The 24,456-nt window shown below is 45.6% G+C and carries 19 protein-coding genes, 1 pseudogene and 1 riboswitch; of the genes and pseudogenes, 16 read left to right on the top strand and 4 right to left on the bottom strand.

From position 1 onward, the window contains the following. The first annotated feature begins 2 nt into the window (after positions 1-2). The 8 genes from ispG to N5P32_RS09265 all read left to right on the top strand — a co-directional run bounded on the left by ispG (position 3) and on the right by N5P32_RS09265 (position 8,587). On the top strand, positions 3-1,115 hold the full coding sequence (gene ispG, locus N5P32_RS09230) for a flavodoxin-dependent (E)-4-hydroxy-3-methylbut-2-enyl-diphosphate synthase (RefSeq protein ID WP_265728796.1): 1,113 nt from the start codon (positions 3-5) through the stop codon (positions 1,113-1,115). Between the two features lie 9 nt (positions 1,116-1,124). Beyond that, positions 1,125-2,399 (top strand): histidine--tRNA ligase, encoded by a 1,275-nt coding sequence (gene hisS, locus N5P32_RS09235; RefSeq protein WP_265728797.1) that lies wholly within the window; start codon positions 1,125-1,127, stop codon positions 2,397-2,399. 62 nt (positions 2,400-2,461) lie between these two features. After that, positions 2,462-3,103: a YfgM family protein gene (locus tag N5P32_RS09240; protein WP_265728798.1), complete on the top strand. Its 642-nt coding sequence runs from the start codon at positions 2,462-2,464 to the stop codon at positions 3,101-3,103. Positions 3,104-3,105: 2 nt separating this feature from the next. Further along, positions 3,106-4,239 carry an outer membrane protein assembly factor BamB gene (gene bamB / locus N5P32_RS09245; RefSeq protein WP_265728799.1) on the top strand — a complete coding sequence of 378 codons (1,134 nt, stop codon included), beginning with the start codon at positions 3,106-3,108 and terminating at the stop codon, positions 4,237-4,239. A 90-nt stretch (positions 4,240-4,329) separates the two neighbouring features. Beyond that, entirely contained in the window at positions 4,330-5,667 is a 1,338-nt protein-coding gene (gene der, locus N5P32_RS09250; RefSeq protein ID WP_265728800.1) for a ribosome biogenesis GTPase Der, read from the top strand. Positions 5,668-5,879: 212 nt separating this feature from the next. Next, on the top strand, positions 5,880-6,785 hold the full coding sequence (gene rimK, locus N5P32_RS09255; RefSeq protein WP_265728801.1) for a 30S ribosomal protein S6--L-glutamate ligase: 906 nt from the start codon (positions 5,880-5,882) through the stop codon (positions 6,783-6,785). Next, entirely contained in the window at positions 6,785-7,834 is a 1,050-nt protein-coding gene (locus tag N5P32_RS09260; protein ID WP_265728802.1) for a succinylglutamate desuccinylase/aspartoacylase family protein, read from the top strand. Before rimK ends, N5P32_RS09260 begins: the two co-directional genes overlap by 1 nt. A gap of 138 nt (positions 7,835-7,972) precedes the next feature. Beyond that, positions 7,973-8,587 (top strand): hypothetical protein, encoded by a 615-nt coding sequence (locus N5P32_RS09265; RefSeq protein ID WP_265728803.1) that lies wholly within the window; start codon positions 7,973-7,975, stop codon positions 8,585-8,587. A gap of 89 nt (positions 8,588-8,676) precedes the next feature. Here the strand turns inward: N5P32_RS09265 and N5P32_RS09270 are convergent, their stop codons facing one another. Together N5P32_RS09270 and N5P32_RS09275 are read right to left on the bottom strand one after the other, a co-directional pair. Further along, positions 8,677-10,941: a YgiQ family radical SAM protein gene (locus N5P32_RS09270; RefSeq protein WP_265728804.1), complete on the bottom strand. Its 2,265-nt coding sequence runs from the start codon at positions 10,939-10,941 to the stop codon at positions 8,677-8,679. Between the two features lie 137 nt (positions 10,942-11,078). After that, on the bottom strand, positions 11,079-11,717 hold the full coding sequence (locus N5P32_RS09275) for a class I SAM-dependent methyltransferase (RefSeq protein WP_265728805.1): 639 nt from the start codon (positions 11,715-11,717) through the stop codon (positions 11,079-11,081). Positions 11,718-11,896: 179 nt separating this feature from the next. Here N5P32_RS09275 and rsmS point away from each other — a divergent pair, with 179 nt between their 5' ends. Continuing rightward, positions 11,897-12,058: a pleiotropic regulatory protein RsmS gene (rsmS, locus tag N5P32_RS09280; protein WP_265728806.1), complete on the top strand. Its 162-nt coding sequence runs from the start codon at positions 11,897-11,899 to the stop codon at positions 12,056-12,058. A 137-nt stretch (positions 12,059-12,195) separates the two neighbouring features. Then, positions 12,196-13,437, top strand: a complete 1,242-nt coding sequence (locus tag N5P32_RS09285; RefSeq protein ID WP_265728807.1) for a leucine-rich repeat-containing protein kinase family protein — start codon at positions 12,196-12,198, stop codon at positions 13,435-13,437. Between the two features lie 70 nt (positions 13,438-13,507). On the opposite strand, the gene N5P32_RS09290 is transcribed toward N5P32_RS09285, so the two are convergent. Next, the gene (locus N5P32_RS09290; RefSeq protein WP_265728808.1) at positions 13,508-13,999 is read right to left on the bottom strand and encodes a 6,7-dimethyl-8-ribityllumazine synthase; all 492 of its coding nucleotides are present in this window, start codon (positions 13,997-13,999) and stop codon (positions 13,508-13,510) included. A gap of 121 nt (positions 14,000-14,120) precedes the next feature. Next, positions 14,121-14,282, bottom strand: a riboswitch (FMN riboswitch). A gap of 249 nt (positions 14,283-14,531) precedes the next feature. On the opposite strand from N5P32_RS09290, the gene N5P32_RS09295 reads away from it, so the two are divergent. The 6 genes and pseudogenes from N5P32_RS09295 to N5P32_RS09320 all read left to right on the top strand — a co-directional run bounded on the left by N5P32_RS09295 (position 14,532) and on the right by N5P32_RS09320 (position 23,152). Beyond that, a complete protein-coding gene (locus N5P32_RS09295; RefSeq protein WP_265728809.1) occupies positions 14,532-14,897 on the top strand; it encodes an MliC family protein in 366 nt (121 codons plus the stop codon). A gap of 131 nt (positions 14,898-15,028) precedes the next feature. Next, on the top strand, positions 15,029-15,805 hold the full coding sequence (gene cobJ / locus N5P32_RS09300; protein ID WP_265728810.1) for a precorrin-3B C(17)-methyltransferase: 777 nt from the start codon (positions 15,029-15,031) through the stop codon (positions 15,803-15,805). Between the two features lie 35 nt (positions 15,806-15,840). After that, positions 15,841-16,647: a precorrin-4 C(11)-methyltransferase gene (gene cobM / locus N5P32_RS09305; protein WP_265728811.1), complete on the top strand. Its 807-nt coding sequence runs from the start codon at positions 15,841-15,843 to the stop codon at positions 16,645-16,647. A gap of 3 nt (positions 16,648-16,650) precedes the next feature. After that, on the top strand, positions 16,651-17,736 hold the full coding sequence (gene cobW, locus N5P32_RS09310; protein WP_265728812.1) for a cobalamin biosynthesis protein CobW: 1,086 nt from the start codon (positions 16,651-16,653) through the stop codon (positions 17,734-17,736). Positions 17,737-17,913: 177 nt separating this feature from the next. After that, positions 17,914-21,809, top strand: a pseudogene (gene cobN / locus N5P32_RS09315) (cobaltochelatase subunit CobN). Positions 21,810-21,892: 83 nt separating this feature from the next. Then, positions 21,893-23,152 (top strand): sirohydrochlorin chelatase, encoded by a 1,260-nt coding sequence (locus N5P32_RS09320; protein WP_265728813.1) that lies wholly within the window; start codon positions 21,893-21,895, stop codon positions 23,150-23,152. Positions 23,153-23,230: 78 nt separating this feature from the next. Here the strand turns inward: N5P32_RS09320 and N5P32_RS09325 are convergent, their stop codons facing one another. Beyond that, on the bottom strand, positions 23,231-24,442 hold the full coding sequence (locus N5P32_RS09325; protein ID WP_265728814.1) for a hypothetical protein: 1,212 nt from the start codon (positions 24,440-24,442) through the stop codon (positions 23,231-23,233). Positions 24,443-24,456: the final 14 nt, after the last annotated feature.

A 24,456-nucleotide genomic window follows, 5' to 3' on the forward strand; every position in this document is an offset into this window, starting at 1 on the left:
CTATGCATTTTGAATCACCTATAAAACGCCGCCATTCTCGTCAAATTATGGTCGGGAATGTGCCGGTAGGCGGTGGAGCGCCAATTAGTATTCAGAGTATGACGAATACTGAAACCTGCGATGTGGATGCCACGGTCGCGCAAATTCGTGCCATAGCGGACGCCGGTGCTGACATAGTACGAGTATCGATTCCTTCTATGGACGCAGCAGAAGCGTTTAAGAAAATACGAGAAGCGGTGTCCACACCGTTAGTTGCGGATATTCATTTTGACTATAAAATTGCATTAAAAGTGGCTGAATATGGGGTAGATTGTCTCCGTATTAATCCAGGCAATATCGGCAATAAAGACCGTGTTCGTGCCGTTGTTGATTGTGCAAGAGACAAGAATATTCCGATTCGAATTGGTGTGAACGCTGGATCGTTAGAAAAAGATTTGCAAAAAAAGTACGGTGAACCAACACCCGATGCGTTGGTGGAATCGGCTTTTCGCCAAATTCAGTATTTCGATGAATTGGATTTTCATGAGTACAAATTAAGTCTGAAAGCGTCCGATATTTTTATGACGGTCGAGGCTTATCGTAAAATTGCTAGCCAAATTGACAACCCTTTGCACTTGGGTATTACAGAAGCGGGCGGATTACGCTCGGGAACGGTAAAGTCTTCTATCGGGTTAGGTCTGCTTTTGATGGATGGTATCGGTGACACGCTACGCGTTTCTCTGGCGGCAGATCCAGTTCAAGAGGTGAAAGTGGGTTGGGATATGTTGCGTAGTTTGAAATTGCGCAATCGGGGAATCAACTTTATTGCCTGCCCAAGCTGCTCTCGTCAGAACTTTGATGTTATTAAAACGATGAATGAGTTAGAAGAGCGTTTAGAGGACATTACGATTCCGATGGACGTGGCGGTTATTGGTTGTGTTGTTAATGGCCCCGGTGAAGCAAAAGAAGCGGATATCGGCTTGGCTGGCGGCACGCCAAATAACTTAATTTATCAAGATGGTAAACCAAGCAGCAAGACGAAAAATGAAACGCTTGTTGATGATTTGGAAAACATGATTCGTAAAAAGGCGCTCCTGAAAGAACAGGAATTAGCCAATATTATTGTAAAAAATTAAGGATCCATTGTGGCTCGTAAAATTCAAGCAATCAGGGGAATGAACGATATTTTGCCTGATCAGTCCTCTGTTTGGTTATATTTAGAAAAAACAGTAGCGAGTGTTGTTAAGTCTTATGGATACCAACAAATCCGTTTTCCTATTGTCGAAAATACCGATTTGTTCAAGCGCGGTGTTGGTGAGACAACGGATATTGTTGAAAAAGAAATGTACACCTTTGAAGATCGTAATGGCGAGTCGTTGACGTTACGCCCTGAAGGAACGGCGAGTTGTGTCCGTGCGGCCGATCAGGCTGGCCTACTATTTAACCAAGTACAACGCTTGTGGTACACCGGTCCTATGTTCCGTTACGAACGTCCGCAAAAAGGTCGTTATCGTCAATTTCATCAAATTGGCGTGGAATCTTTCGGTATGGGATCGGCGGATATCGATGCGGAATTGATTATTTTGTCTGCTCGCTTATGGAAAAAGCTCGGTCTTTTAGAGCATGTTGAACTGCAATTAAACACAATTGGATTGGCTTCTGAGCGTGAGACTTATAAAGCCGCTTTGGTGGATTACCTAACGCAATATAAAGATCAGCTTGATGAAGACAGTCAGCGTCGTCTTACCACTAACCCACTACGAATTTTGGACTCTAAAGACGAAGCAACTCAAGCTGTTCTCAAAAATGCGCCAAATTTAGAAGACTTTATTGGGGAAGAATCCCAAGCGCATTTTGACCGTTTGCAGGCGGCACTGAAGGCGAATGGGATCTCCTATGTGATCAATCGTCGTTTGGTTCGTGGTTTAGATTATTACGGTAAGACAGTGTTTGAATGGGTGACGACTCATTTAGGCTCGCAAGCAACCGTTTGTGCGGGTGGTCGCTACGATGGTTTGGTTGAGCAGTTAGGTGGCAAGCCAACACCAGCGGTCGGATTTGCTATGGGAATTGAACGTTTGGTGTTATTGCTTGAGACATTAGACCTAATCCCAGAGGACGCTAAATTCTCAACGGATGTGTTTGTTATCAGTATGGGAGACGATGCCGAGATAGCCTCCTTTGTTCTGGCCGAAACCTTGCGCGAAGAACATTCTGATTTGGTGATATTGCGCCATTGTGGTGGTGGTAATTTTAAAAACCAAATGAAAAAAGCGGATAAGTCCGACGCTCGCTTTACGATTATTTTAGGTCAAGACGAAGTGGAGCAAGGTATTTGTCAGGTTAAAGATATGTCAACGGGCGAGCAAAAAGCGCTTCCTTTTGATGATGTTGCTGCTTTTATCAATGCTGCGTTGTAATTGAATTGAACAGTGTGCGCCTTTAAATTATTTGGCAGTATACCTTGTATGAGGAAAAGAAAGTGTCTGAACTAAAGACTGAAGAAGAACAAATTGAAGCATTTAAATCTTGGTGGAAGAAAAATGGTCTGATGACCGTTGCTGCTGTCGCTATTGCTGTCGGTGGTTATTTCGGCTGGCAGGCTTGGAAAACAAGTCAAGCGAATTACACCAGTGAAGCGTCTGCACTGTATCAAAACTTGGTTCAGGCAGCCGCAGATTTAAGTGATGAGAATAATCAAAAAACAGTTACCTTTATTGCCAAGCAATTGTCTGAGGATTATGGCGATACGGGTTATGCTATGTTTGGGCAATTATTTTTAGCTCGAGTCGATGCTGAAAAAGGCCAGTATGATCAAGCAATTACTGATCTAGAAAATGCTATAGGTAAAACAGAAGACGCTTCTTTTATTGCCATTGCTGATTTGCGAATTGCGCAACTGATGCTGCAAAAAGACGATTTCAGTGGTGCCTTGGCTCGTGCTGAAAAAGTGACTGAGCAAGAGTTTGATGCGCAAAAACAAGAGTTAATAGGCGATATTTATATACAGCAAGGAAAGCGTGATGAGGCTCGATTGGCGTATCAAAAAGCCAGCGATGCTTTAGGTGTCGGTGTCAATCATCCATTGCTTGATATAAAACTGAAGGATTTGGTGAAGGGATAACTATGCGTAAGTCGTCTCTGTTCATCATAGTGTGTGCCACACTTGTGCTTCAAGGGTGTTCTAACTCTCGTCCTGCATTGCCAGATCTTCCGTCTTTAGAGAATAAAGTGGATTTGTCAAAGTCGTGGCGCTCTGGCGTCGACAGTAATTTCGGCGAATCGAGCGAGCGTTTTAATCTTGTGGCAGAAGACGGTTCTCTTTTCTTTGTCACTGATAAGGGAACGCTGTACGAACTTAATCAGGAGGATGGTAAAGAAAATGACGCCTTTGAGACCATTTACAGAGCAAGCTCTGGTGTGACTCGTCATGATGACGTTTTGTATTTTGGTACTTATGATGCTCAGTTAGTAGCTGCGTCAATGTCGAGCAAGTCCATCTTGTGGGAGAAGACGCTTAGTTCTGAAGTCTTGTCTGAGTCAGCCTACGCGGCCGGCAAATTAGCGATTCAGACGGCCGATGGATGGCTGAGCGTATTGGATGCCAGTACAGGTGATACTCAATGGCGAGCAAAAGAAGATTTGCCTTCATTGACTGTTCGTGGTACAAGCGCGCCTATTATTGCAAATGGCAAGGTCATTGCAGGTTTTGCGGATGGCAAGTTGAAAGCGTATGACCTTCAAACGGGCAGTCTAGTTTGGTCCTATGAAGTTGGCAAGCCAGAAGGGCGTTACGAAATAGAGCGGTTAAGCGATATTGATGGTCGATTGGTTGTCGCAAATGGGGTGGTTTATGCGGTTGCATATAACGGCACCTTAGTCGCACTTTCTATTGAGAATGGTCGTCCACTTTGGCAGCGTAGTATCTCTAGTTCCGTAGGGGTAGCCGTCAAAGGGGAGCTATTGGTTGCGGTTGATATGAAGAGCAAAGTGGTTGCTTTGAACGCAAAAAATGGCACCGAGATATGGGAAAACTCAGATCTTATTGAACGAGATTTGATTACGCCAGAATTTTTTAGAGACTATGTTGCTGTGATGGATCGTGGCGGCTATGTTCATTTGCTTGACTTGGTAACAGGTGAAGTGGCTGCGCATCGATTAGCGGATAATAGTGTTCCATCTGGTAGTCGTATGGTAGCAAAAGATAAGCAATTATTTCTTTTAACGCCGAACGCTAATGTGACGGCATTGAGCTACTGAAATCGATTCTGATTTTTGTAGCGAATTTTAGAAGCGGCTGCCATCCCCCTATGGAGATGGTGGCCACTTTGTATTTTTATAGGTAAAAAAATGATTCCAGTTATTGCATTGGTAGGTAGACCCAATGTTGGCAAATCAACGCTTTTCAATCAGTTGACGAGATCTCGTGATGCTTTGGTTGCCGATTACCCAGGCTTAACTCGTGACCGTAAATACGGTGATGGAAAGCTTGGTGAGCATGAATTTATTGTTATTGATACTGGCGGTATCAGTGGTGATGAACAAGGTATTGACGAAAAAATGGCTCGCCAGTCTTTGCTGGCAATAGAAGAAGCGGATGCCGTTTTGTTTTTGGTGGATGGACGTCATGGATTGAACCCAGCCGATGAAATGATTGCGAATCACTTACGTCGTTCCAATAAGCCGGTTTCTCTTGTTGTAAATAAGACGGACGGTATTAACGAAGACATCGCGTTAGCGGATTTTTATTCTTTGGGTATGGGTGAACTTCACCCTATCGCAGCTTCTCATGGTAAAGGCGTACATATCTTGATTGACAAGGTAATGTTGCCGTATGCCGAGCGTGTCGAAGAAGCGAAGAATCAAATTAACCTTGAATCGCGTGGTATTCGTATTGGGGTGGTCGGTCGTCCGAATGTGGGGAAATCTACATTGGTAAACCGAATGTTGGGCGAAGATCGTGTTGTGGTATATGACATGCCTGGTACGACACGAGACAGTGTTTACATTCCTTATGTTCGTCACGATAAAGAATACACACTTATTGATACCGCAGGGATTCGTCGTCGTAAGCATGTAAAAGAAGCGGTTGAGAAGTTTTCTATTGTTAAGACTTTGCAGGCTATCCAAGACGCCAATGTGGTTATTGTGGTCATCGACTCCCATGAGGATTTGGTTGAACAAGATCTTCATATGATTGGTTATGTGTTGGATGCGGGTCGCGGCGTAATCATTGCCATTAATAAATGGGATGGTTTGAAGAAAGACGATCGTGAGCACATTAAGAGTGAGGTTGAACGTCGTTTGGGTTTTGTTCCTTATGCTAAGGTGCATTACATCTCGGCCTTGCACGGTACAGGTGTTGGTGACTTGTACGATACGATAGAAAGTACGTATGAATCTTGTTATGCGAAGTGGTCGACCAACCGTTTGACTCGTATTCTTGAAGACTCTGTGGCTGAGCATCAGCCACCAATGGTTAATAGCCGTCGAATTAAATTACGTTACGCGCACCAAGGTGGATCTAACCCGCCGCGTATTGTTGTGCATGGTAATCAGACAGATTCATTGCCAGGTAGCTATAAGCGTTATCTAGAGAATAAGTTCAGAACCGTGTTAAACATCACGGGTACGCCAATTATTTTCGAGTTCAAATCTTCTGAGAACCCGTTCGCTCCTAAGAAATAACAACTATTTTTTATAAGAGTGTCTAAGAATCTCTGAGTGCCTGTGTTTTACATGGGGACTTGGAGATTTTTTTATGTAAAATGAATGAAATCTCTTTCTAAATATAAGGTTATTCACTATTCTCGCGCCAATGGCGTTAACCTTTAAATATGCGCCTTATTTTCTAAGCATCGTTTTTGCGTTTGCTTTCTTTTTTTGTTCAAAGGACATCTATGAAAATCGCAATTCTCTCTCGTAATCCTCGACTTTATTCCACTCGTCGTTTGGTTGAGGCTGGTGAAAAGCTTGGCCATGAGGTGGATGTAATTGACACGATGCACTGCTATATGGACATTACAAGCAGCAACCCTTCCGTTCGTTATGATGGTAAACCTCTGCCTAAATACGATGCGGTTATTCCTAGAATAGGTGCTTCCGTCACGTTTTATGGAACGGCGGTGGTCCGACAGTTTGAAATGATGGGGACGTACAGCATCAATGAATCGGTCGCCATTAGCCGTTCTCGTGATAAGTTAAGATCCTTGCAATTGATGTCTCGTAAAGGGCTTGGCTTGCCTAAAACAGGTTTCGCACACCATCCGGATAAGATCGGCGACTTGTTGAAAAACGTCGGCGGAGCCCCAGTTGTTATTAAATTATTAGAAGGAACGCAAGGAATTGGCGTGGTTCTGGCTGAATCCAATAAAACAGCGGAATCTATTATCGAAGCCTTTATGGGGCTAAAAGCCAATATTTTGGTGCAGGAATACATTAAAGAGGCAGGTGGCGCAGACATACGTTGTCTTGTGGTGGGCGGTAAAGTGATCGCGGCAATGAAACGTCAAGGTGCTGAAGGAGAGTTTCGCTCAAACCTTCACCGTGGTGGCACGGCATCGTTAATTAGATTATCACCAGAAGAGCGCCGTACGGCGGTAGAGGCTGCGAAAGTGATGGGCCTAAACATGTGTGGTGTTGATATTTTAAGGTCTAATCATGGCCCATTGATTATGGAAGTGAATTCTTCGCCTGGTCTGGAAGGAATTGAATCCGCAACAGGAAAGGATGTGGCTTCGATGATTATTCAACATATCGAAAAAACCGCGTTGCAAAGTAGCACAAAGACGAAAGGAAAAGGCTAATGGGCAAATCAACTTTAACCATTGGCGGTGTCGACATCCCATTGGGTGGTACAGCTCGCATTAAACTACCAATGGTGAAGTTGTATACCGACACTAACATGTCGATGCCTGTGTTTGTAAAGCGTGGTAAGCGCTCAGGGCCGACCTTGTTTATTAGTGCTGCTATTCATGGTGATGAGTTAAATGGCATCGAGATTATTAGCCGTATTATTCAAAGTAAATACCTTGAAAACCTGAAAGGGACTTTGATCGCTGTGCCCATTGTTAATGGGTATGGCGTGTTGAGCCAAAGTCGTTACTTGCCTGACCGCCGCGATTTAAACCGTTCTTTTCCCGGCTCTAAACGAGGCTCCTTAGCAGGGCGCGTTGCGGATCGTTTTTTGAGTGAAATCGTTGCTAAGGCAGATTACGGCATAGACTTACACACCGGAAGTTTACACCGCACGAATTTACCGCAAGTAAGAGCAAATTTGGATGACCCTGAAACATTGTCAATTGCCAAGGCGTTTGGGGTGCCTGTACTGATGAACTCTAACCTTCGTGATGGCTCATTACGTGAGTGCGCGAATGACGTTGGTGCCAAGGTAATACTCTATGAAGCAGGAGAAGCCTTACGGTTTGATGAGCTATCAATAAGAGCAGGCGTAAAAGGGATTGTTGGGGTGATGAGGCACCTGAGTATGTTGCCTAAATCGCGCAGCAAAAAGTCACTGTCTGAACCAAGGATTGCTCGCAGTAGTAGTTGGATTAGGGCTACGGACAGTGGTTTTACCACACACATCAAAGAGCTGGGTGATTTGGTTGAAACAGGCGATGTTCTGGCTGAAATAAAAGACCCTTATGGCGATATCTTGGATAAAGTATTGTGCAAAAATGGCGGTATTATTATCGGTAAGCAAAATATTCCATTAGTGCAAGAAGGCGATGCTATGTACCATATTGCTCACTTTACTTCTCCTGATGAAGTGGCAGGGCATGTTGAAAGCATGCAGGATGAGCTAATGGACAGTGAAGCTTCACTGAGTTTAATTGACTATAAATCGTCTTAAATCATGGATTCATGCTATTTTTTGTATAAGTTGCATTAGGTCAGCACACAATAAGAAATGACGGTGTCATTTCATTCCGTTAAGTCGTTATTACACTTTTTTTCATTAAAATCTCAGCATCAAATGTTGAGGTTTTTCATGTTCATTCTTCGTAGTGTTATTTACCTTTTTACTGTCGCTGTTGTTGCGCAGCTTATTTCCTTAGAAGGCTATCAGTCGGGTTCTGTTGCAGAATACAGTGAGCATTCTCTTACAGAACACTTGCAAGATATGATGTCTTTTCTGAGTTGCTTATTGTTTCTTTATGTCGCGAGAAAGGACGCACAACTGAATATAGCGTCGACACTATTGGCGGCTTTATTGGCGATGATGTTCGTTCGAGAGTCCGATTCTCTGTTAGATAACTATGTGTTTGATGGGGCTTGGCAAGCTCTAGTGGGCCTTATTTTTGTTTGTGTCATTGTTTTTTTATGGGGGCGGTTTTCGTCAATATATGCCTCGCTAAAGGCGTATTCACAACAGTCAAGCTTCGGTACTTTTTTAGCGGGTTTTGTGGCCATTTTGGCCTTTTCCAGACTCATGGGTAGAGCGTCATTTTGGCAAGCGGTAATGGGCGATTCGTATATGCGCATCGTAAAAAATATAGTGGAAGAGGGTATTGAGACCCTAGGTTACACTTTGATTTTAATCTCAGCCGTGGAATTGGTGATTGTTTGCCGTCGACGCCATCGTGAGTTGCTCGCCTTAAAGTAAAGAACGGATGTTCAACAACAAAAAAGCACGCCATGTTAAAACGATGGCGTGCTTTTTTTGGGCTTATTGTCTTAGCCTATACAGTTAAGTTATTGGCGAGACTTAACCTTTGGCTTACGGCGCTTCGCTGAAGGCGCTGTGCCACTATTAGAGCGTCCCGCTGAATGTTTAGCCTCATTATTGGTTTTTCGGCGAGCTTTCTCTGCTGCCGTATTTTTCTCAAGAGTTGGCCGGTTTGAAGAATGAGAAGCACCGGTTGCTTGGCCAGGTTTGGCTTTTTGAGGGCGTCGGTGAATCTGTTTGTCTTTTTCTTCCGCAGGTACTAATTTGTTGTCGCCATGGCCGATCAGGTCAGCACGCCCCATTTTAATTAGGGTGTTGCGTAAATCTTGCCAATTGCTGGCATCGTGATAGCGTAAAAACCCTTTTTGTACGGTACGCTGTTTGGCGTCTTTAGGGGTGTATACGTCTTCACTCTTGTACGTTACCGGCTTCAGCGGGTTTTTGCCCGAATGATACATGGCGGTGGCCAATGACATCGGTGACGGGTAAAAGGTTTGTACTTGGTCTGGTTTAAAATCATGAGTTTTTAACCATACCGCGAGGTTCAGCATGTCTTCGTCTGAGCTTCCTGGGTGAGCGGCGATAAAGTACGGAATTAAATGCTGCTTTTTCCCCGCTTCTTTGGAATATTTGTCGAACATCCGTTTGAAGCGGTCGTACGTCCCCATGCCTGGCTTCATCATTTTCGATAATGTGCCTTGCTCTGAGTGCTCAGGCGCAATTTTTAATAGGCCGCCAACGTGGTGTGTAACAAGTTCACGAACGTATTCTGGGTCTTCCACCGCCAAGTCATAACGTAAACCAGAGGCAATAGACACAGTGTGAATACCTTCTATTGCGCGGGTCTTACGATACAGTTCCGTCGTTGGGCTGTGATCGGTGTTTAAGTTAGAGCAGATGGTTGGATAGACGCAAGACAGTTTGCGGCATGACGCTTGAACTTCATCGTCGTTACAGTTCAGGGTGTACATGTTAGATGTAGGGCCACCTAGATCGGAAATGTGTCCAGTGAATCCAGGTACTTTCGCTTTAATATCTTCAATTTCGTTCAAAATAGATTCGTGTGAACGGGACTGAATGACGCGACCTTCGTGTTCGGTGATGGAGCAAAATGTACAGCCTCCAAAACAGCCGCGCATGATGTTGATCGATGTTTTTATCATGTCATAAGCAGGAATGCGGGCTTTTTTGTATTTTGGGTGCGGCACTCGGGCATAAGGTAAATCGAAGACGCCATCCATCTCAGGTGTTTCGAGTGGAATTGGCGGCGGGTTTACCCAGATTTCTTTTTTACCGTGTTTTTGAATCAGCGCACGCGCGTTATGGGGGTTTGATTCAAGATGTAAAATACGCGATGTGTGTGCATACAAGACAGGGTCTTTGGAGACTTTTTCGAAAGAAGGTAAGCGAATGTAGGTTTTCTCTGGATCGAGTTTCTCGCCACGACGTAAAGGCGCAGGAATAACGCGAATGGGCATGACGTCCGATTCTTCTTCGTCTTTAGTTTGGCACTTACCCTCTGGGATGTATTCATATGGGCTGTAGATTTGGTCTACTTTGCCAGGCCAATCTACCCGAGTTGAATCGATTTCAGTGAAGCCACCTGGCGGCGCGTTACGCACAATGGTCGTACCACGAATGTCGGTGAGTTCGTCTAAGGTTTTGCCCATCGCCATTTGGTGGGTTACTTCGATCATAGCCCGTTCCGCATTACCGTAAAGCAAAATGTCGGCGGTGGAATCGATCAACACCGAGCGGCGAACTTCGTCACTCCAGTAATCGTATTGTGCGATGCGGCGTAGGCTGGCTTCAATTCCACCAATCATAACCGGAACATCTTGGAAAGCTTCTTTGCAGCGCTGAGAATAAACAATGACCGCGCGATCGGGGCGTTTCCCACCCACACCGTATGGCGTGTATGCGTCGTCATTGCGTACTTTTAAATCGGCGGTGTAACGATTGATCAACGAATCCATGTTGCCTGCCGTGACACCGAAATACAGATTAGGCCGTCCAAGACGCATAAAGTCGTCTGTATTGCGCCAATCTGGTTGGTCGATAATACCAACGCGATACCCTTGAGCTTCAAGCAATCGACCTAATACCGCCATGCCAAAGCTTGGGTGGTCCACATAAGCATCTCCTGACACTATGATCACATCACAGCTGTCCCAGCCAAGAGCGTCCATTTCCTCTCGGGTGGTGGGTAGGAATGGAGAAACGCCGTAACATTCTGCCCAATACAATGGGTAAGAGAAAAGTTGTTTGGCGGTTTTATGTCGTTTGATCATTGTCTACTCTTGGTATCGGATGCAATACGCGCTGCGATCACGAGGATACATGGATTATCGGTGAAAAATTGTGCCGTATTATCCCAGAAAATGGTAAGGGTAGACAGTGTAATCTGTGTACCTTACCGCTTTCTTATTCATGGCTGAATGCGCCAAACACTTTCTTCAAAAACAGAGTGTCCTTTCTCTTTGTATTGTGGGTGGGTTGGCGCCAAATTTTCGGCGACGATTTTGTGAATTTTTTCTCCCCACATGGATGTGATGCTGTGTTCCTCAACAGAAAAAGGCGGCCCTTGGTTCTCACCATCATAGTACAATGAGATGAGCAGTACCCAGGCTGAAGGGGACAATCGGTCAAGTGTATGACGCACATATTCGGCGCGTTTTGAGTCTGGCATGGCGACCATGGCAGCGCGATCATAGCAGGCATCGAAGTGGCTTTCGTTAAATTGAAAATAGTCGCCTTCGACAATGCGCAGAGGCAAATCATGGACGGTATGAATCTTTAATTCACCCTCTTGGTGAGTGTCATAGCTGAAGTCGTTATCCCCCAAAAATTGCACGACAGCCAAAGACGAAAGCTCAACGCCTGTCACCTGATAGCCTTGTTCTGCGAGCCAGATCATGTCATTGGATTTACCGCACAAAGGCACCAGAACGTGGCTGCTTTTAGGCAATGTGGGCCAAAATTCTACGAGCTTAGGGTTTACGCCTTCCATATGAAAACCGATGCGGCCCGTTTTCCAACGATCTAGCCAAAATTCATTTGTAATCACGATAACCTCATTAAATGTGGGCTTGTTTAAAGTTCTGTATGTCTTATCCTAAACGGTGGAATTAGGTGATTGGATTTTCCAGTTAGGTCAAGGCTAGTATAGACATCTGCGGTGACTTTTCATTGCCACTTTCGTCCATTTTTACATACAGAGGCTGTCATTTTGAATATGGGGTTACTATGTCTTTAGAGTCTGCGCCAGATCACATTAAACTTGCTGTTGATTTGATTGAGCTATTGGAAGAACACGAAGTTGAGCCCGAGGTTGCCGTAGAAGCATTGTCTATTGTGTTGAAAGACTTTCAAAATAAGCGTGATAAAAACAACATAAAAGGCGGCTAAGTTTTTCATTTTAAAGCCTAAAATGGACGAAGTTCTGACTTTGCTTATCCAACATTATTCGCCGGTAACGTAGACATTTGCCTTGTTACATTCGCTATAATGGCCGCCATCCTATTTTGTTAAGAAGATTTACTATTTTGCACACACTTGATCAACTGAATCGTGGAGAGCTAAAAGGGGTGGTCCGTCTGCAGCTGTCTGAAGAGTTAACGACGTTTCCAGACGCTATTTTTGACCTTGTCGATAGCTTAGAAATATTGGATTTATCGAATAATAACCTAAGCTCTTTGCCTGCGGATTTATCTCGACTCAAAAAACTGCGTATTCTCTTTTGCTCCAATAACCAATTTACGCATTTGCCCGCCGTGTTAGGCGAGTGTGCGCAGCTGGAAATGATCGGCTTCAAAAGCAATAAAATCATGTCGGTGTCTTCTAATTCATTACCCGCGTTGACCCGTTGGCTGATTTTGACTGATAACAAAATTGAATATCTTCCCGAAGATGTTGGACGCTTAGCTCGTTTGCAAAAGCTAGCGTTGGCAGGAAACCGTTTAACGGCGCTGCCTGACTCTCTTGTTAATTGCCAAAAATTGGAGTTAGTTCGGCTGTCGGCCAATCAGCTTAAGGCTTTTCCAGATGTCTTATTGCATTTGCCACGTTTAGCTTGGTTGGCGTTTTCGGGCAACCCATTTTGCGCTGAGCGTGACCCGCATAATGAATTTAAAACGGTATCTTTTTCGGATTTGACGTTGCACCAAGTGTTAGGTCAAGGCGCGTCAGGGGTTATTTCATGGGCAACCTGGCATCATAACCGATTTGATTTTTCCGATTCTGTGGCAGTCAAAGTTTTTAAAGGTGAGGTGACCAGTGACGGCTACCCAGAAGATGAGCTGGATGCGTGTTTGGCCGTTGGAAGTCACAGCAATTTGGTTCAGCCTTTGGCGAAAGTCTCAGAGCCCAACTGTTCGGCTTTGGTGATGGAGCTGATCCCTGCTCATTATACAAATTTAGGTCAACCGCCGAGTCTGGGCTCGTGCACCCGAGATACGTTTGTGAACGAGCAAGAGTTCTCGATTGAAAAAATCGCTTATGTTATCGAGCAGGCGGATCGGCTGGTGGCGCATTTTTGTGAGAGAAAAGTCAGCCATGGTGATTTCTATGCACACAATACTTTGATCAATCAAGATGGTCATATCTTGTTTGGAGATTTTGGTGCCGCATCAAAGTATGCGAATTTATCGGAGCAGCAACAGCGTGGCATTGAAAAAATAGAGCAACGCGCTTTGGGCTTCTTTATTGATGATATGTTGAATTTGTGTGACGAAGTTGGGCAAAAAAGCGTGTTGTACGATTCGCTAAGCAAGCGCCGCTTCGTTTAATTGCTAAAAAAACGCCTCGCAGGGTAAATAATGCGAGGCGTTTTACGTTGAAACGTGTTAAATCAAAGGCTTAAAGCATTTGCTTGGCTTTTTCGGTCAAACGAATGGTTTGATCGCACGCGTTAGCCAATTCGATGCCTTTCTTAACAAAATGACGACTAAAGTAGTCTTTATGCTCGTCGTGTTCATGGAAATTATGAGGTGTCAGCACCGCCGTAAGAACCGGAACTTCTGTTTCCAATTGAACTTGCATTAATGCATTGCAAATTGCCTGAGCAACAAAGTCATGACGGTAGATGCCGCCATCTACAACCAAGGCTGTACCAGCAATCGCGGAATATTGACCGCTCTTTGCCAGTAGTTTGGCTTGTAATGGAATTTCATATCCGCCAGGAACGGGAATGATGTCGATCAAAGACGCATCGTAGCCGCGAGAAACGAGTTCTTTTGTGAAGCCTTCAACGCAATTTAAAACGATGTCTGTATGCCAAGAAGCATGCAGAATCGCAATGCGTTTTGTTGCTGGAGTAAATTCAGTGTTATTCGTTGAGCTCTGATTCATGTGTTAATCCTAAAAATCTAAGGTGAATCAGGGCGAACGGGCAGGCAAATATACCACGATAAAATGGCATACCTTAACGTGATGAGCCTAAAATAGGCACCATCATTAGAGGTTTTGTCTGACGCGCTCTCTATCATCCGGACTGTAACCGTCGGCTCTGGATTCACACCAGATCTGCTGACCCTAAAAGAAAGACTTCTTGTAGGCGCTCGCGGGCTTAGACTGTGATTAAAACAGGGTCTTTACCGCCGGTGGGGAATTTCACCCCGCCCCGAGAACGAAGTCGGATACATCCGACAGACGAAATATACTCGTTTTTGCCGGTGGCTGTCAAAGTGTCTGCCTTCCTCAACTGTGGTGACTTTGTGACAATTTTATGGATAACAAAAAGTAACCAAGAATGGGGTGGTTCTAGTAGTGCTTTTTGTCTAGCTGGATATAAAATTACTATTAAGAGATTTTAATGTTTTGTTACAATAGCGCGCTGTTTATAACGAATAGCTTGGAATATTAGTCTGGAATGGAGTCTTACATGGTGAATATACACAAGACATTTGTGCATCGAGTGTTGATTGGTCTGTCTGTTTTTGGCTTAGCGGCATGCAGTTCGGTTCATAAAGACACCACACATCTTAATGAAAGTGATGAGATGGAAGATATTTCTCAAACCAACTCGGCTGAATACCTTTGCAACAACACGCTTTTAACTGTGTTGTTCCATGCAGAAAATGCCCAAGTAAACTGGAAGGATAAAAACTACCATCTGACACATGCCATCAGTGCTTCTGGTGCTTTTTATCTAGGGGAAGGTTTGTCATTTTGGATTCATGGTGATGAAGCCGAAATTGAGCAAGGTGTCGTAAAAACTCAATGTCACCTTGTTCGAGTTGACTCTTAAATAGCTTTCAAATTAGATCACCTGAAGGGCGTTCACCTTAAATCGTGGTGTTTTCATCCCGTCACATTTGCAATACGTGTACAATGGCTTCATTCGCGCCTTAGGGCGCATGATTCCATTGTAGAGAACGTATGAGTAAGCTATTTGTCATGGGCATGGGCCCAGGTGATTTGGGTTTGGTTGCCCCTAATGCAACCGCAGCATTGTCTGTTTGCAGCGATTGGGTTGCCTACGGGTATTATCTTGATTTGCTTGGCGAACTGAGCGAAGGAAAAACTTTCCACAATTTGCCACTTGGTGAAGAAATTGGTCGCGCTCGATTGGCCTTAGATCTTGCAGCAGAAGGCAAAAATACCGCGTTAATTTCCAGTGGCGATATTGGTATTTACGCCATGGCAACCTTAGTATTTGAGTTGCTGGACATGCAATTACAAGGCAAAGAAAACCACCCTGAATGGCTCGATGTGGACATTGAAGTCATCCCCGGGATTTCAGCAATGCAAGCCGGCGCCAGCCGCGTGGGTGCCATGTTAGGGCACGATTTTTGTACCATTTCACTTTCTGATCTTTTAACGCCATGGGAAACCATCGATAAGCGCTTGCATGCCTGTGGCGCAGGCGACTTTGTTGTGTCTTTTTACAACCCCGTGTCGAAAAAACGTGATTGGCAACTTAACCACGCGCGTGATGTCCTATTGCAATACCGTCCTGTCAGCACGCCAGTCATGATTGGCCGTCAACTGACACGCCCAGAAGAAGAGATTACTTTTACAACACTGGGAAAATTAGACGCAAAAGACGTGGACATGTTTACCATGGTGAGTGTTGGTAACTCGGATACGAAACACATAGTGAATGGTGAGAAACAGTGGATTTATACGCCACGTGGTTACTCAAAAAAACTTTAGTTAATCAAGATGTTAATACGATTAAGAGACACAATATGACGGTTTATTTTATTGGCGCCGGCCCAGGTGACCCAGACTTGATGACAATCAAAGCCGTCAAAACAATGGAACGTTGTCCTATTGTTTTGTACGCAGGTTCATTGATTCCTCCTCAGGTGATAGACAGTGTTCGCGGTTCTGCTGAAGCCATTTATGACACAGCGGAAATGAATTTAGACGAAACCACCGCGGTGATAGAAAAAGCGGCGCAAGAAGGCAAAGACGTTGCGCGTTTGCAGTGCGGAGACCCCGCGCTGTATGGCGCGATCGGTGAACAGATTCGTCGATTGGAAGCATTAGATATAGATTACGAAGTGATTCCAGGGGTTAGTGCCGTTGCGGCTTCCGCCGCTATGCTAAGAAAAGAATTGACCTTGTCTGGCGTTTCTCAGACGGTGATTATGACGAGATACGAAGGCAAAACTCCTTTCCCTGAGCGTGAGCGTTTACCTGCGCTTGCTCAAAGTGGTGCGACCTTAGCAATTCACCTTGGGGTGACGCGTATCCACAAAATTGTAGATGAACTTATCCCACATTATGGCGCTGATTGCCCTGTGGCGGTGTGTTATCGCACCAGCTGGCCAGACCAAGATTATGTGGTGGGTACTTTGTCGGATATTGTGGCAAAAGTACGTGAGAAAAAATTCACACGAACCAGTCTCATTTTGGTTGGTAAAGTATTAGATACAGAAGATTTCGCTGACTCTTATTTATACGACAAAGGGCAAGCGCACATCTTTCGACCGATACATAAAAAAACAACAAGCGACACAGTCTGTATCGCCACGGACAACAAGGACTAAATCATGCAATTAAATAAAATCCCCACCACCATAGTGACTGGTTTTTTAGGAAGCGGAAAAACGACCTTGCTTTCAAACGTTTTGAAGCAAGCTGCTGGAAAGCGCATTGCGGTTATCGTTAATGAATTTGGTGAGCTAGACATTGACTCAGAGCTACTGCGCTCTTGTCCATTGGATTGCCCGGATGAAGGTCAGGAAGCGACTGGACAACGCGGTGATGATGGTTTCTATGAATTAGCAAATGGGTGTATTTGCTGTACGGTAGAAGAAGAGTTCTTACCGGTGATGGAACAGCTGGTGGCGCGCAGAGATGACATAGACCATATTTTAATTGAAACCAGTGGATTGGCGTTGCCAAAGCCTTTGGTACAAGCGTTTAACTGGCCAGGTATCAAAGAGTATTGCACCGTTGATGCGGTAATCACTGTGGTCGATGGTCCTGCTGTAGCCGCAGGGCGTTTTGCTCATGATGAAGACAAAGTTCAGGCACAGCGCCAAGCGGACGAGAGTCTAGACCATGACCCAAGCTTGCAAGAGCTGTTAGACGATCAGTTGAGTGCAGCAGATCTAGTTGTTGTCAGTAAAAATGATCTATTGAACGACGAAGAGAGAGCACGAGTGCAAGACATTATCAGTCATGAAGTGCCAAATACGGTGAAAACCGTGTACATCGAAAATGGAGAAGCCGCACTTGATATGTTGCTAGGCATTGATGCTGCAACGGAAAGTCGAATCGACGAAGTGCATAACCACCATGATCATCATCATGCTCACGGCGCGCACCACGATCATGCCCATGACCACTTTGATTCTTTTGTTATTACCTTGGGTGAAGTGCAGTCTGACCTTTTGCAAGAAACCCTCACTCAGCTGGTTGAAGAGCATAATATTTTTCGTATAAAAGGGTTTGCGGCAGTACATGGCAAACCGATGCGCCAAGTATTTCAGGCTGTAGGAACGCGTTTAGACCGTTATTTTGATCGCTTGTGGCAGCCTGAAGAGGTGCGTAAAACCCAGCTGGTATTTATCGGTAAAGGCATTAGTAAAGAGCAGGTTGAGAATATATTACATGATGCTTTGAGTGCTTAACCCCTCCCAGCCTCCTCCTTGGCAAGGGGAGGAGCTAGACATTCTCTCCCCTTGTATCTTTGAAGGGGAGGGTTAGGGGAGGGTTAAGAGGGCTATGCCAAGCTCGTAATGAAAAAACTATGGATTCTCGCCTTCGCGGGAATGACGGGTAAGTACAAGAAAGAAGCTGGAGAAACCGTGCACTTATTAGCAGCCAAACCGGGTGGCTTTGTTGACGACGAAGGGATTGTCGATCTTGGGCAATCCCCAGCAGACTTAGTTATTTTGGCCGCGGCGGACAGTGTGCTCGGTGCACTTGGCAGTGCACTTGATCAAGTCGCTTCTCTCAATCGTCCCCATGATGGATTGAACAACGTCCGATTGCCGAGTGTTCGTCTTGCCAATTGGATGCAGTTAGTCAAACCCGCGGCTTACGATTTGTACGAACACAAGGTGCTCGATCACGCTAAAGTGGTCGTGGTATCTTTGTTAGGCGGTGAGCATTACTGGGCATACGGTTTTCAGCGCTTGCAAGAATGGGCACAAGGCAAAGAAGGTCGCACGCTTATCATCGTGCCGGGCGACGATTCGCAAGACCCTTCACTAATGAACGTTTCCACTGCAAAATCAGAAGACTGTCATCGAGTGTGGCGTTATTTGCGTGAAAGCGGCCAAGTTAACTCTCAGCAATTGTTCTATTTCCTCATTGATCGTTATTTTGGGTCGCCGTGTGCTTGGCAAGAGCCTACTCCTTTACCCAGTGCTTTGATTTATCATGCGGGGCATTCTGCTGGCTTTGCCCAGTGGCAAAATCATTATTCCGATGAATTAGCGCAAGGCACTCCGGTCGCTATTTTGGCGTTTTATCGCTCTCATCTTCAAAGTGGCAACACCGTGATGTTTGATCGCTTGATCGAAGTGCTAGAGCAAGAAGGTCTGGTTCCGTTGGCAGTGGCGGTAAGCTCCTTAAAAGACGATGTCTCGGTAGGCTTGATCGAATCGTTAGTGGAACGCACACAAGCCAAGGTGATTTTAAACACCACAGGTTTCGCGGCAAATCGCGTGGGCAGTCCAGATTTGGCTTCTGAGCCAACGGATTTTCAATCGGCTTTTGCTTCGCCCATCCCCGTTTTGCAGTTGATCTTGTCTGGAAGTACTGAAGAAGATTGGCAAGCGCAAACTCAAGGGCTTCGCAGTCGTGATGTGGCCATGCAAATTGTCTTGCCAGAAATGGACGGTCGCATTATTACTCGTGCAGTCAGTTTCAAAGCGTTAAGCCATTACAACGACATCGCCCAAGTCGATTTAGTGCGTTACGAATTGCAAGAAGAGCGTGCGCGTTTTGTTGCTCAACTTGCTAAGCGTTTCGCCAATTTAGCCTGCAAACCGAATCATCAAAAACGCATCGCTCTGGTGCTGGCGAATTACCCAACCAAAGACGGCCGTATTGGTAACGGCGTAGGCTTGGACACACCGGCCTCGACAGTGAATCTATTAAAAGCCTTAGAATCGGCGGGCTATCCGATTGCGAATATTCCCGACCACGGCAACGCTTTGATCGAAGAGCTACTTGGCGCGGTGACCAATAACCCCAATACCTTACATGAACGTGGCTGTTGGCAAAGTATCGCCTTGGAAGACTACTTACACTATTTTTATCAGTTGCCATTGGAATGCCAACACGCCGTTTGGGATCGCTGGGGGCCACCGGAAGAAGACCATAAATGCCGCGAGCAAAACGGCCAACGTCGCATCATGCTAGCGGGTATTCGCTTAGGAGAAACGTTTGTCGGTATTCAGCCGGCTCGTGGTTTCAATTTAGATCTCGCGGCGAATTATCATGACCCAGATTTGATTCCGCCTCACAGTTATTTGGCCTTCTATTTTTGGTTGCGCCATGTCTATAAGGTCGACGCTTTTGTGCATGTGGGCAAACATGGCAACCTTGAATGGTTGCCGGGCAAAGGCACAGCATTATCAGATCAGTGTTGGCCAGATATTGCGTTAGGGCCGATGCCGCATTTTTACCCTTTCATTGTGAATGATCCGGGTGAGGGCGCGCAGGCTAAGCGCCGCACCCAAGCTGTGATTGTTGACCATCTTATGCCGCCGATGACCCGCGCTGAAACTTATGGCGATATGGCGGAGTTAGAAAGTTTAGTTGATGAGTATTACCAAGCCATGGGCATGGACGTACGTCGAGAAACTTGGCTGCGTGAACAGATTCTTGAAAAAGTCCAAACCACACATTTGCTTGAAGAGCTGGCAGGGATAGAAGCGGACAACGATGAGTCCGTGCTGGAAGGGTTAGATACTTACTTATGTGAGATAAAAGAGGCGCAAATTCGTCATGGATTGCATCGCTTAGGGGAGTTACCCGAGGACGATAAACTGGCCGATACGCTGGTGGCATTATTGCGATTACCGCGCGGAAGTGAGATCACCAGTCAAGGGATTCTCCACGCTTTAGTCAAAGATTTATCGTTGCAACAAGACGATTTTGATCCGATGAAAAGTGAGCGAACGTTATGGCTTGGCAATAAGCCCGAGCGTTTACAGTCTGTAAGCGAACTAACGTGGCGGACTCATGCGGATACCAAGGAGCGCTTGGAGCTAATGGCCAAGGCGTTGGTCCTGAGCCATTTGATTGGTAAAGCTTCCATTGATGAGCTGGCCATACTCTTGCCGCAAACCGCTGCGTTGTTAGCTCACAGTAAAAAGCGCTTGTTTGTCGCGCTGCAGCAAAGTGCAAACGACGAGATTCAGGCATTAATCACGGGCTTGGCGGGCGGTTTTATTCCTCCTGGACCAAGTGGTGCGCCGACGCGCGGCCGATTAGATACCTTGCCCACAGGGCGCAACTTTTTCTCCGTTGATAACCGCGCGATTCCGTCTCCGGCGGCTTGGGCGATTGGCCAGCAGTCCGCTGAAGCGCTCATTCAGCGGCATTTACAAGAACATGGTGATTACCCTAGAGACTTAGGCTTGTCCGTGTGGGGAACGGCCACCATGCGAACGGGCGGCGATGATATTGCTCAAGCGTTTGCTTTAATGGGAGTTCGGCCGATTTGGGCGCCGGGCTCGAATCGTGTGACGGATTTTGAGGTGCTTTCTTGCATGCAGTTAGGTCGTCCGCGAGTGGATGTCACCTTACGTGTCTCCGGTTTCTTTCGAGATGCTTTCGCCAACGTTATGCGGCTTTACGATGCGGCGGTGCAAGCCATTGCCGATTATCAAGAGCCGGGCACAGGCAATGTTATTCGTGACAATGTGGAAGCGCGAAAAAGCACATTACTGGCTCAAGGCATGGGTGAATCCGAGGCAAATCGTCAAGCCACCTATCGCGTTTTCGGCAGTAAACCCGGGGCTTATGGCGCGGGTTTGCAAGGTTTAATCGACGAGCGTTGCTGGGACACCAAAGCCGACTTAGCGGAAGCTTATGTTAACTGGGGGGGTACGCTTATGGTTCTTATGGTTCTTATGGCGACGGGGCTGACAATCAAGGAAATGGCGAAGGCGTAGAGGCAAAAGACGCGTTTGTGGCGCGTTTGTCGCAGTTGGACGCGGTGGTGCAAAACCAAGATAACCGCGAGCACGATATACTTGATTCGGACGATTATTATCAATTTCAAGGCGGTATGACCAATGCCGTTACCGAGTTTAGTGGTCAAGCGCCCAGTGTTTATCACAGTGACCACTCGAACCCGAGTTCGCCTAAAATTCGCACCCTAAAAGAAGAGCTGAATCGCGTCGTACGTTCGCGAGTGTTGAATCCAAAATGGATCGACGCCATGCAAACGCACGGTTATAAAGGCGCGTTTGAAATGACCGCTACTGTGGATTATTTATTTGCTTATGATGCGACGACCGATTTGGTCTCGGATTATCAATACGAACAAGTCACCGATAGGTTGTTGCTCGATCCAGACAACCAAGCCTTCATGCGAGATAATAATCCTCATGCATTAGAAGAAATGGGCGAGCGTCTATTAGAAGCAATACAGCGCGGCATGTGGCAAAATGCGGGCGATTATAAAGACAGCATTCAATCCTTGTTGCTTGATTTGGATCAGCAACAAGAACAAAGCCTGTGATCTTGGGCAGAAGGTCACTTGTAACCTTGTTGGCAGTCACTTGACTGATTGTCAGCTAAGTCGAATACAGAAAGAGAGAAAGCATGAAAAATTCAGAACAGGCCAAAAAGGGCATTATGATTTGTGGCCACGGCAGCCGTGATAAAGACGCAGAGCGTGAGTTTGGTCTAGTAGCAAAAGGACTAAAAGAGCGTTTTCCCGATTTACCTGTCGAGTATGGCTTTTTGGAATTTTCTGCCCCTAACATTCATATGGGTTTAAACAGCTTGGTTGACCAAGGTGTTGAAGAAATTTATGCGGTGCCTGGCATGTTGTTCGCAGCAACGCATGCGAAAAACGACATTCCTTCGGTGTTAACCACTTACGAAGAAAAACACCCAGGTTTGCACATCACTTATGGCCGTGAGTTAGGCTTACAAGATGACATGATCGATGCCTTCCAAGCGCGCATTTATGAATCATTGGGGTTGGACCCTGAAAATCCGCCAGCCAACCTTTATGACACTCTGTTGGTCGTCGTTGGTCGTGGTACATCGGATACGTCTGCGAACGCAGAAGCGGCGAAGTTAACGCGCATTGTTAACGAAAATATGGGCTTTGGCTGGGCGGATACGGTTTACTCTGGCGTAACATATCCGTCTGTAGGGGTTGGTTTAGAAAACCTAATGAAGCTAGGCTACAAGCGCATAGTGGTTGCCCCATATTTCTTATTTACTGGTCGCTTGATCAAACGTATTCAAGGTTATGTCGACAAGGTGGCTCAAGCTAATCCAAGTATTGAGTTCATTCAAACACCTTACCTAAATGACCATCCGCGGGTCATTGATGCTTTTCAAAATCGTGTGGAAGAAATCATGCAAGGGGAATGGCAGACTGGTGAAGAAACCTTGATGAATTCTTTTAAGCGACGTTTGGCGGCAGGTGAGGTGGATGTTCACCACCATCACGCTGAGTTTGTTGACCCACAAGACGACACGCAAGGCTTGTCTAGTTTTGACCTTAAACATGCTGTTGTCTCTTCGGGGGAGTTGTCTCACTCCTCTGTGCTTAAACCGCATTCTCACGATCATAGTCACGGACATTCGCATGATCATGGACACTCTCATGGTCATGGTCATGGTCATGGTCATGGTCATGGTCATGGTCATAGCCACGGACATTCACATGATCATGGGCATTCTCATGGTGTTTACAAGCACATTGGCCACCCAATGGGGCCACGCACCATGATTGGTGAAGGGATTTGTTGTTGTTTTATGGGGCAGTTTACACAAGACATTCTTGAAGAAGAGAAAGACAAAATCGACGGTGATTGCACGAAAACCGCATTTGCCCACAAGTAATTCAGACGTTGCGGATAAAAAAATGCCAGCTTCTTTATGTAAAGTTGCTGGCATTTTTTGTGGTTTAACCAAATGTTATTAGTTTGAAGTATCCATTTTAGTCTCACTTTCTACCGTTTCAGCGGGTGCCGCCACGGCGTCTTTTTCCTGTGTTTCTTTCTTTACTAGCGGCTGTTTTAGTTCCGCTAAGTCTTTGTTTAGTTTTTCAATTTTTTCTTCTAGAAGTTTAGAGTACGCCACTTGGTTAGACAGCTTTTTACGAAGTTGTTGCTGAATGTCTTCGGATTCATTTAGGTTTTTCATTTCAGTGTTGATGAAAGTAACCACTGCTTTTCCTTGCTGCTCAAACGACAGGTCACGTTTGTCTTCTGTGCCAAGTGTGTAACTGATTTCAAACAGAATTTTTTCGTAGCCAGTAACGAAGTCTTCATAATCTTTTGATGACAAAGCTTTGAGCTTTTTCACTGTCAACGAAATCCGCTCTGCTCTTTTCACCGAAAAAAGAACCGCATCTGCTTTTTCTTTAATTGCATCGATTGCTCTTGGATCGGCGGCAATGAACGCCATTGTGGCATTCAATGATGCGGATACTTGAGACAGGGATTTCGGCGCATGTTGTGAAATGTCTGATTTAATGAGTCGATCGAGTTCTTTTTGAGCATCCGCTAAGTAAATTTTACTGACGGTTTTGACTTCAAGAGCGCGCTGATTTGCGACCAACGCGGGTTGAGCGGCAATGGCATCTCCTGTTTTTTCGTCTGCAATTTGATCAACCAGTTTTTTTAACTCTGTGTTGAGTTCTTTGACTGTACTTGGAAAGTATTTTTCAGCGTCAATTTTTTTCAACTGTGCGTGATAATCAAAGGCTTCAGACAGAGTGGACAGGGATGTGGCTTTTAAGCTTCTTGCTTTGTCCATGCGGCTGTTAAATTGATTAAGACTTTCTTTGGCTGCGCCGATGTTGGTGGTAGAAGTAAAAAGCCCAGTGCTGCTGTTGGCTTCGGATGGGTCAAACTCAAATTTTGCGTAATATTCTTTCGCTTCCGCCAGTGCTTTATTGGCTTCTTCTATGTGCTTTGCTGCAAACCAGTCTAGCTCTTCTTCGACGCCTTTCGAGACTTGCTGTTCTGCTTGGTCTAACGAGGCTTTGAATTCGCTGATTTGACTGATGGTTTCAGACTGTTTAGCGTCTTCGCTTAGGTTCGATGCAGAGTCAGGGTTCGAGGCGCAACCTGCCAGTGTTAAAGTGATAGTGGTGAGCATTAACGCTAGCTTGAGTTCCTTTTTCATAACAGAGTTCCTTA

The organism is Marinomonas pontica (assembly GCF_026191375.1).
Classification (GTDB): domain Bacteria; phylum Pseudomonadota; class Gammaproteobacteria; order Pseudomonadales; family Marinomonadaceae; genus Marinomonas; species Marinomonas pontica.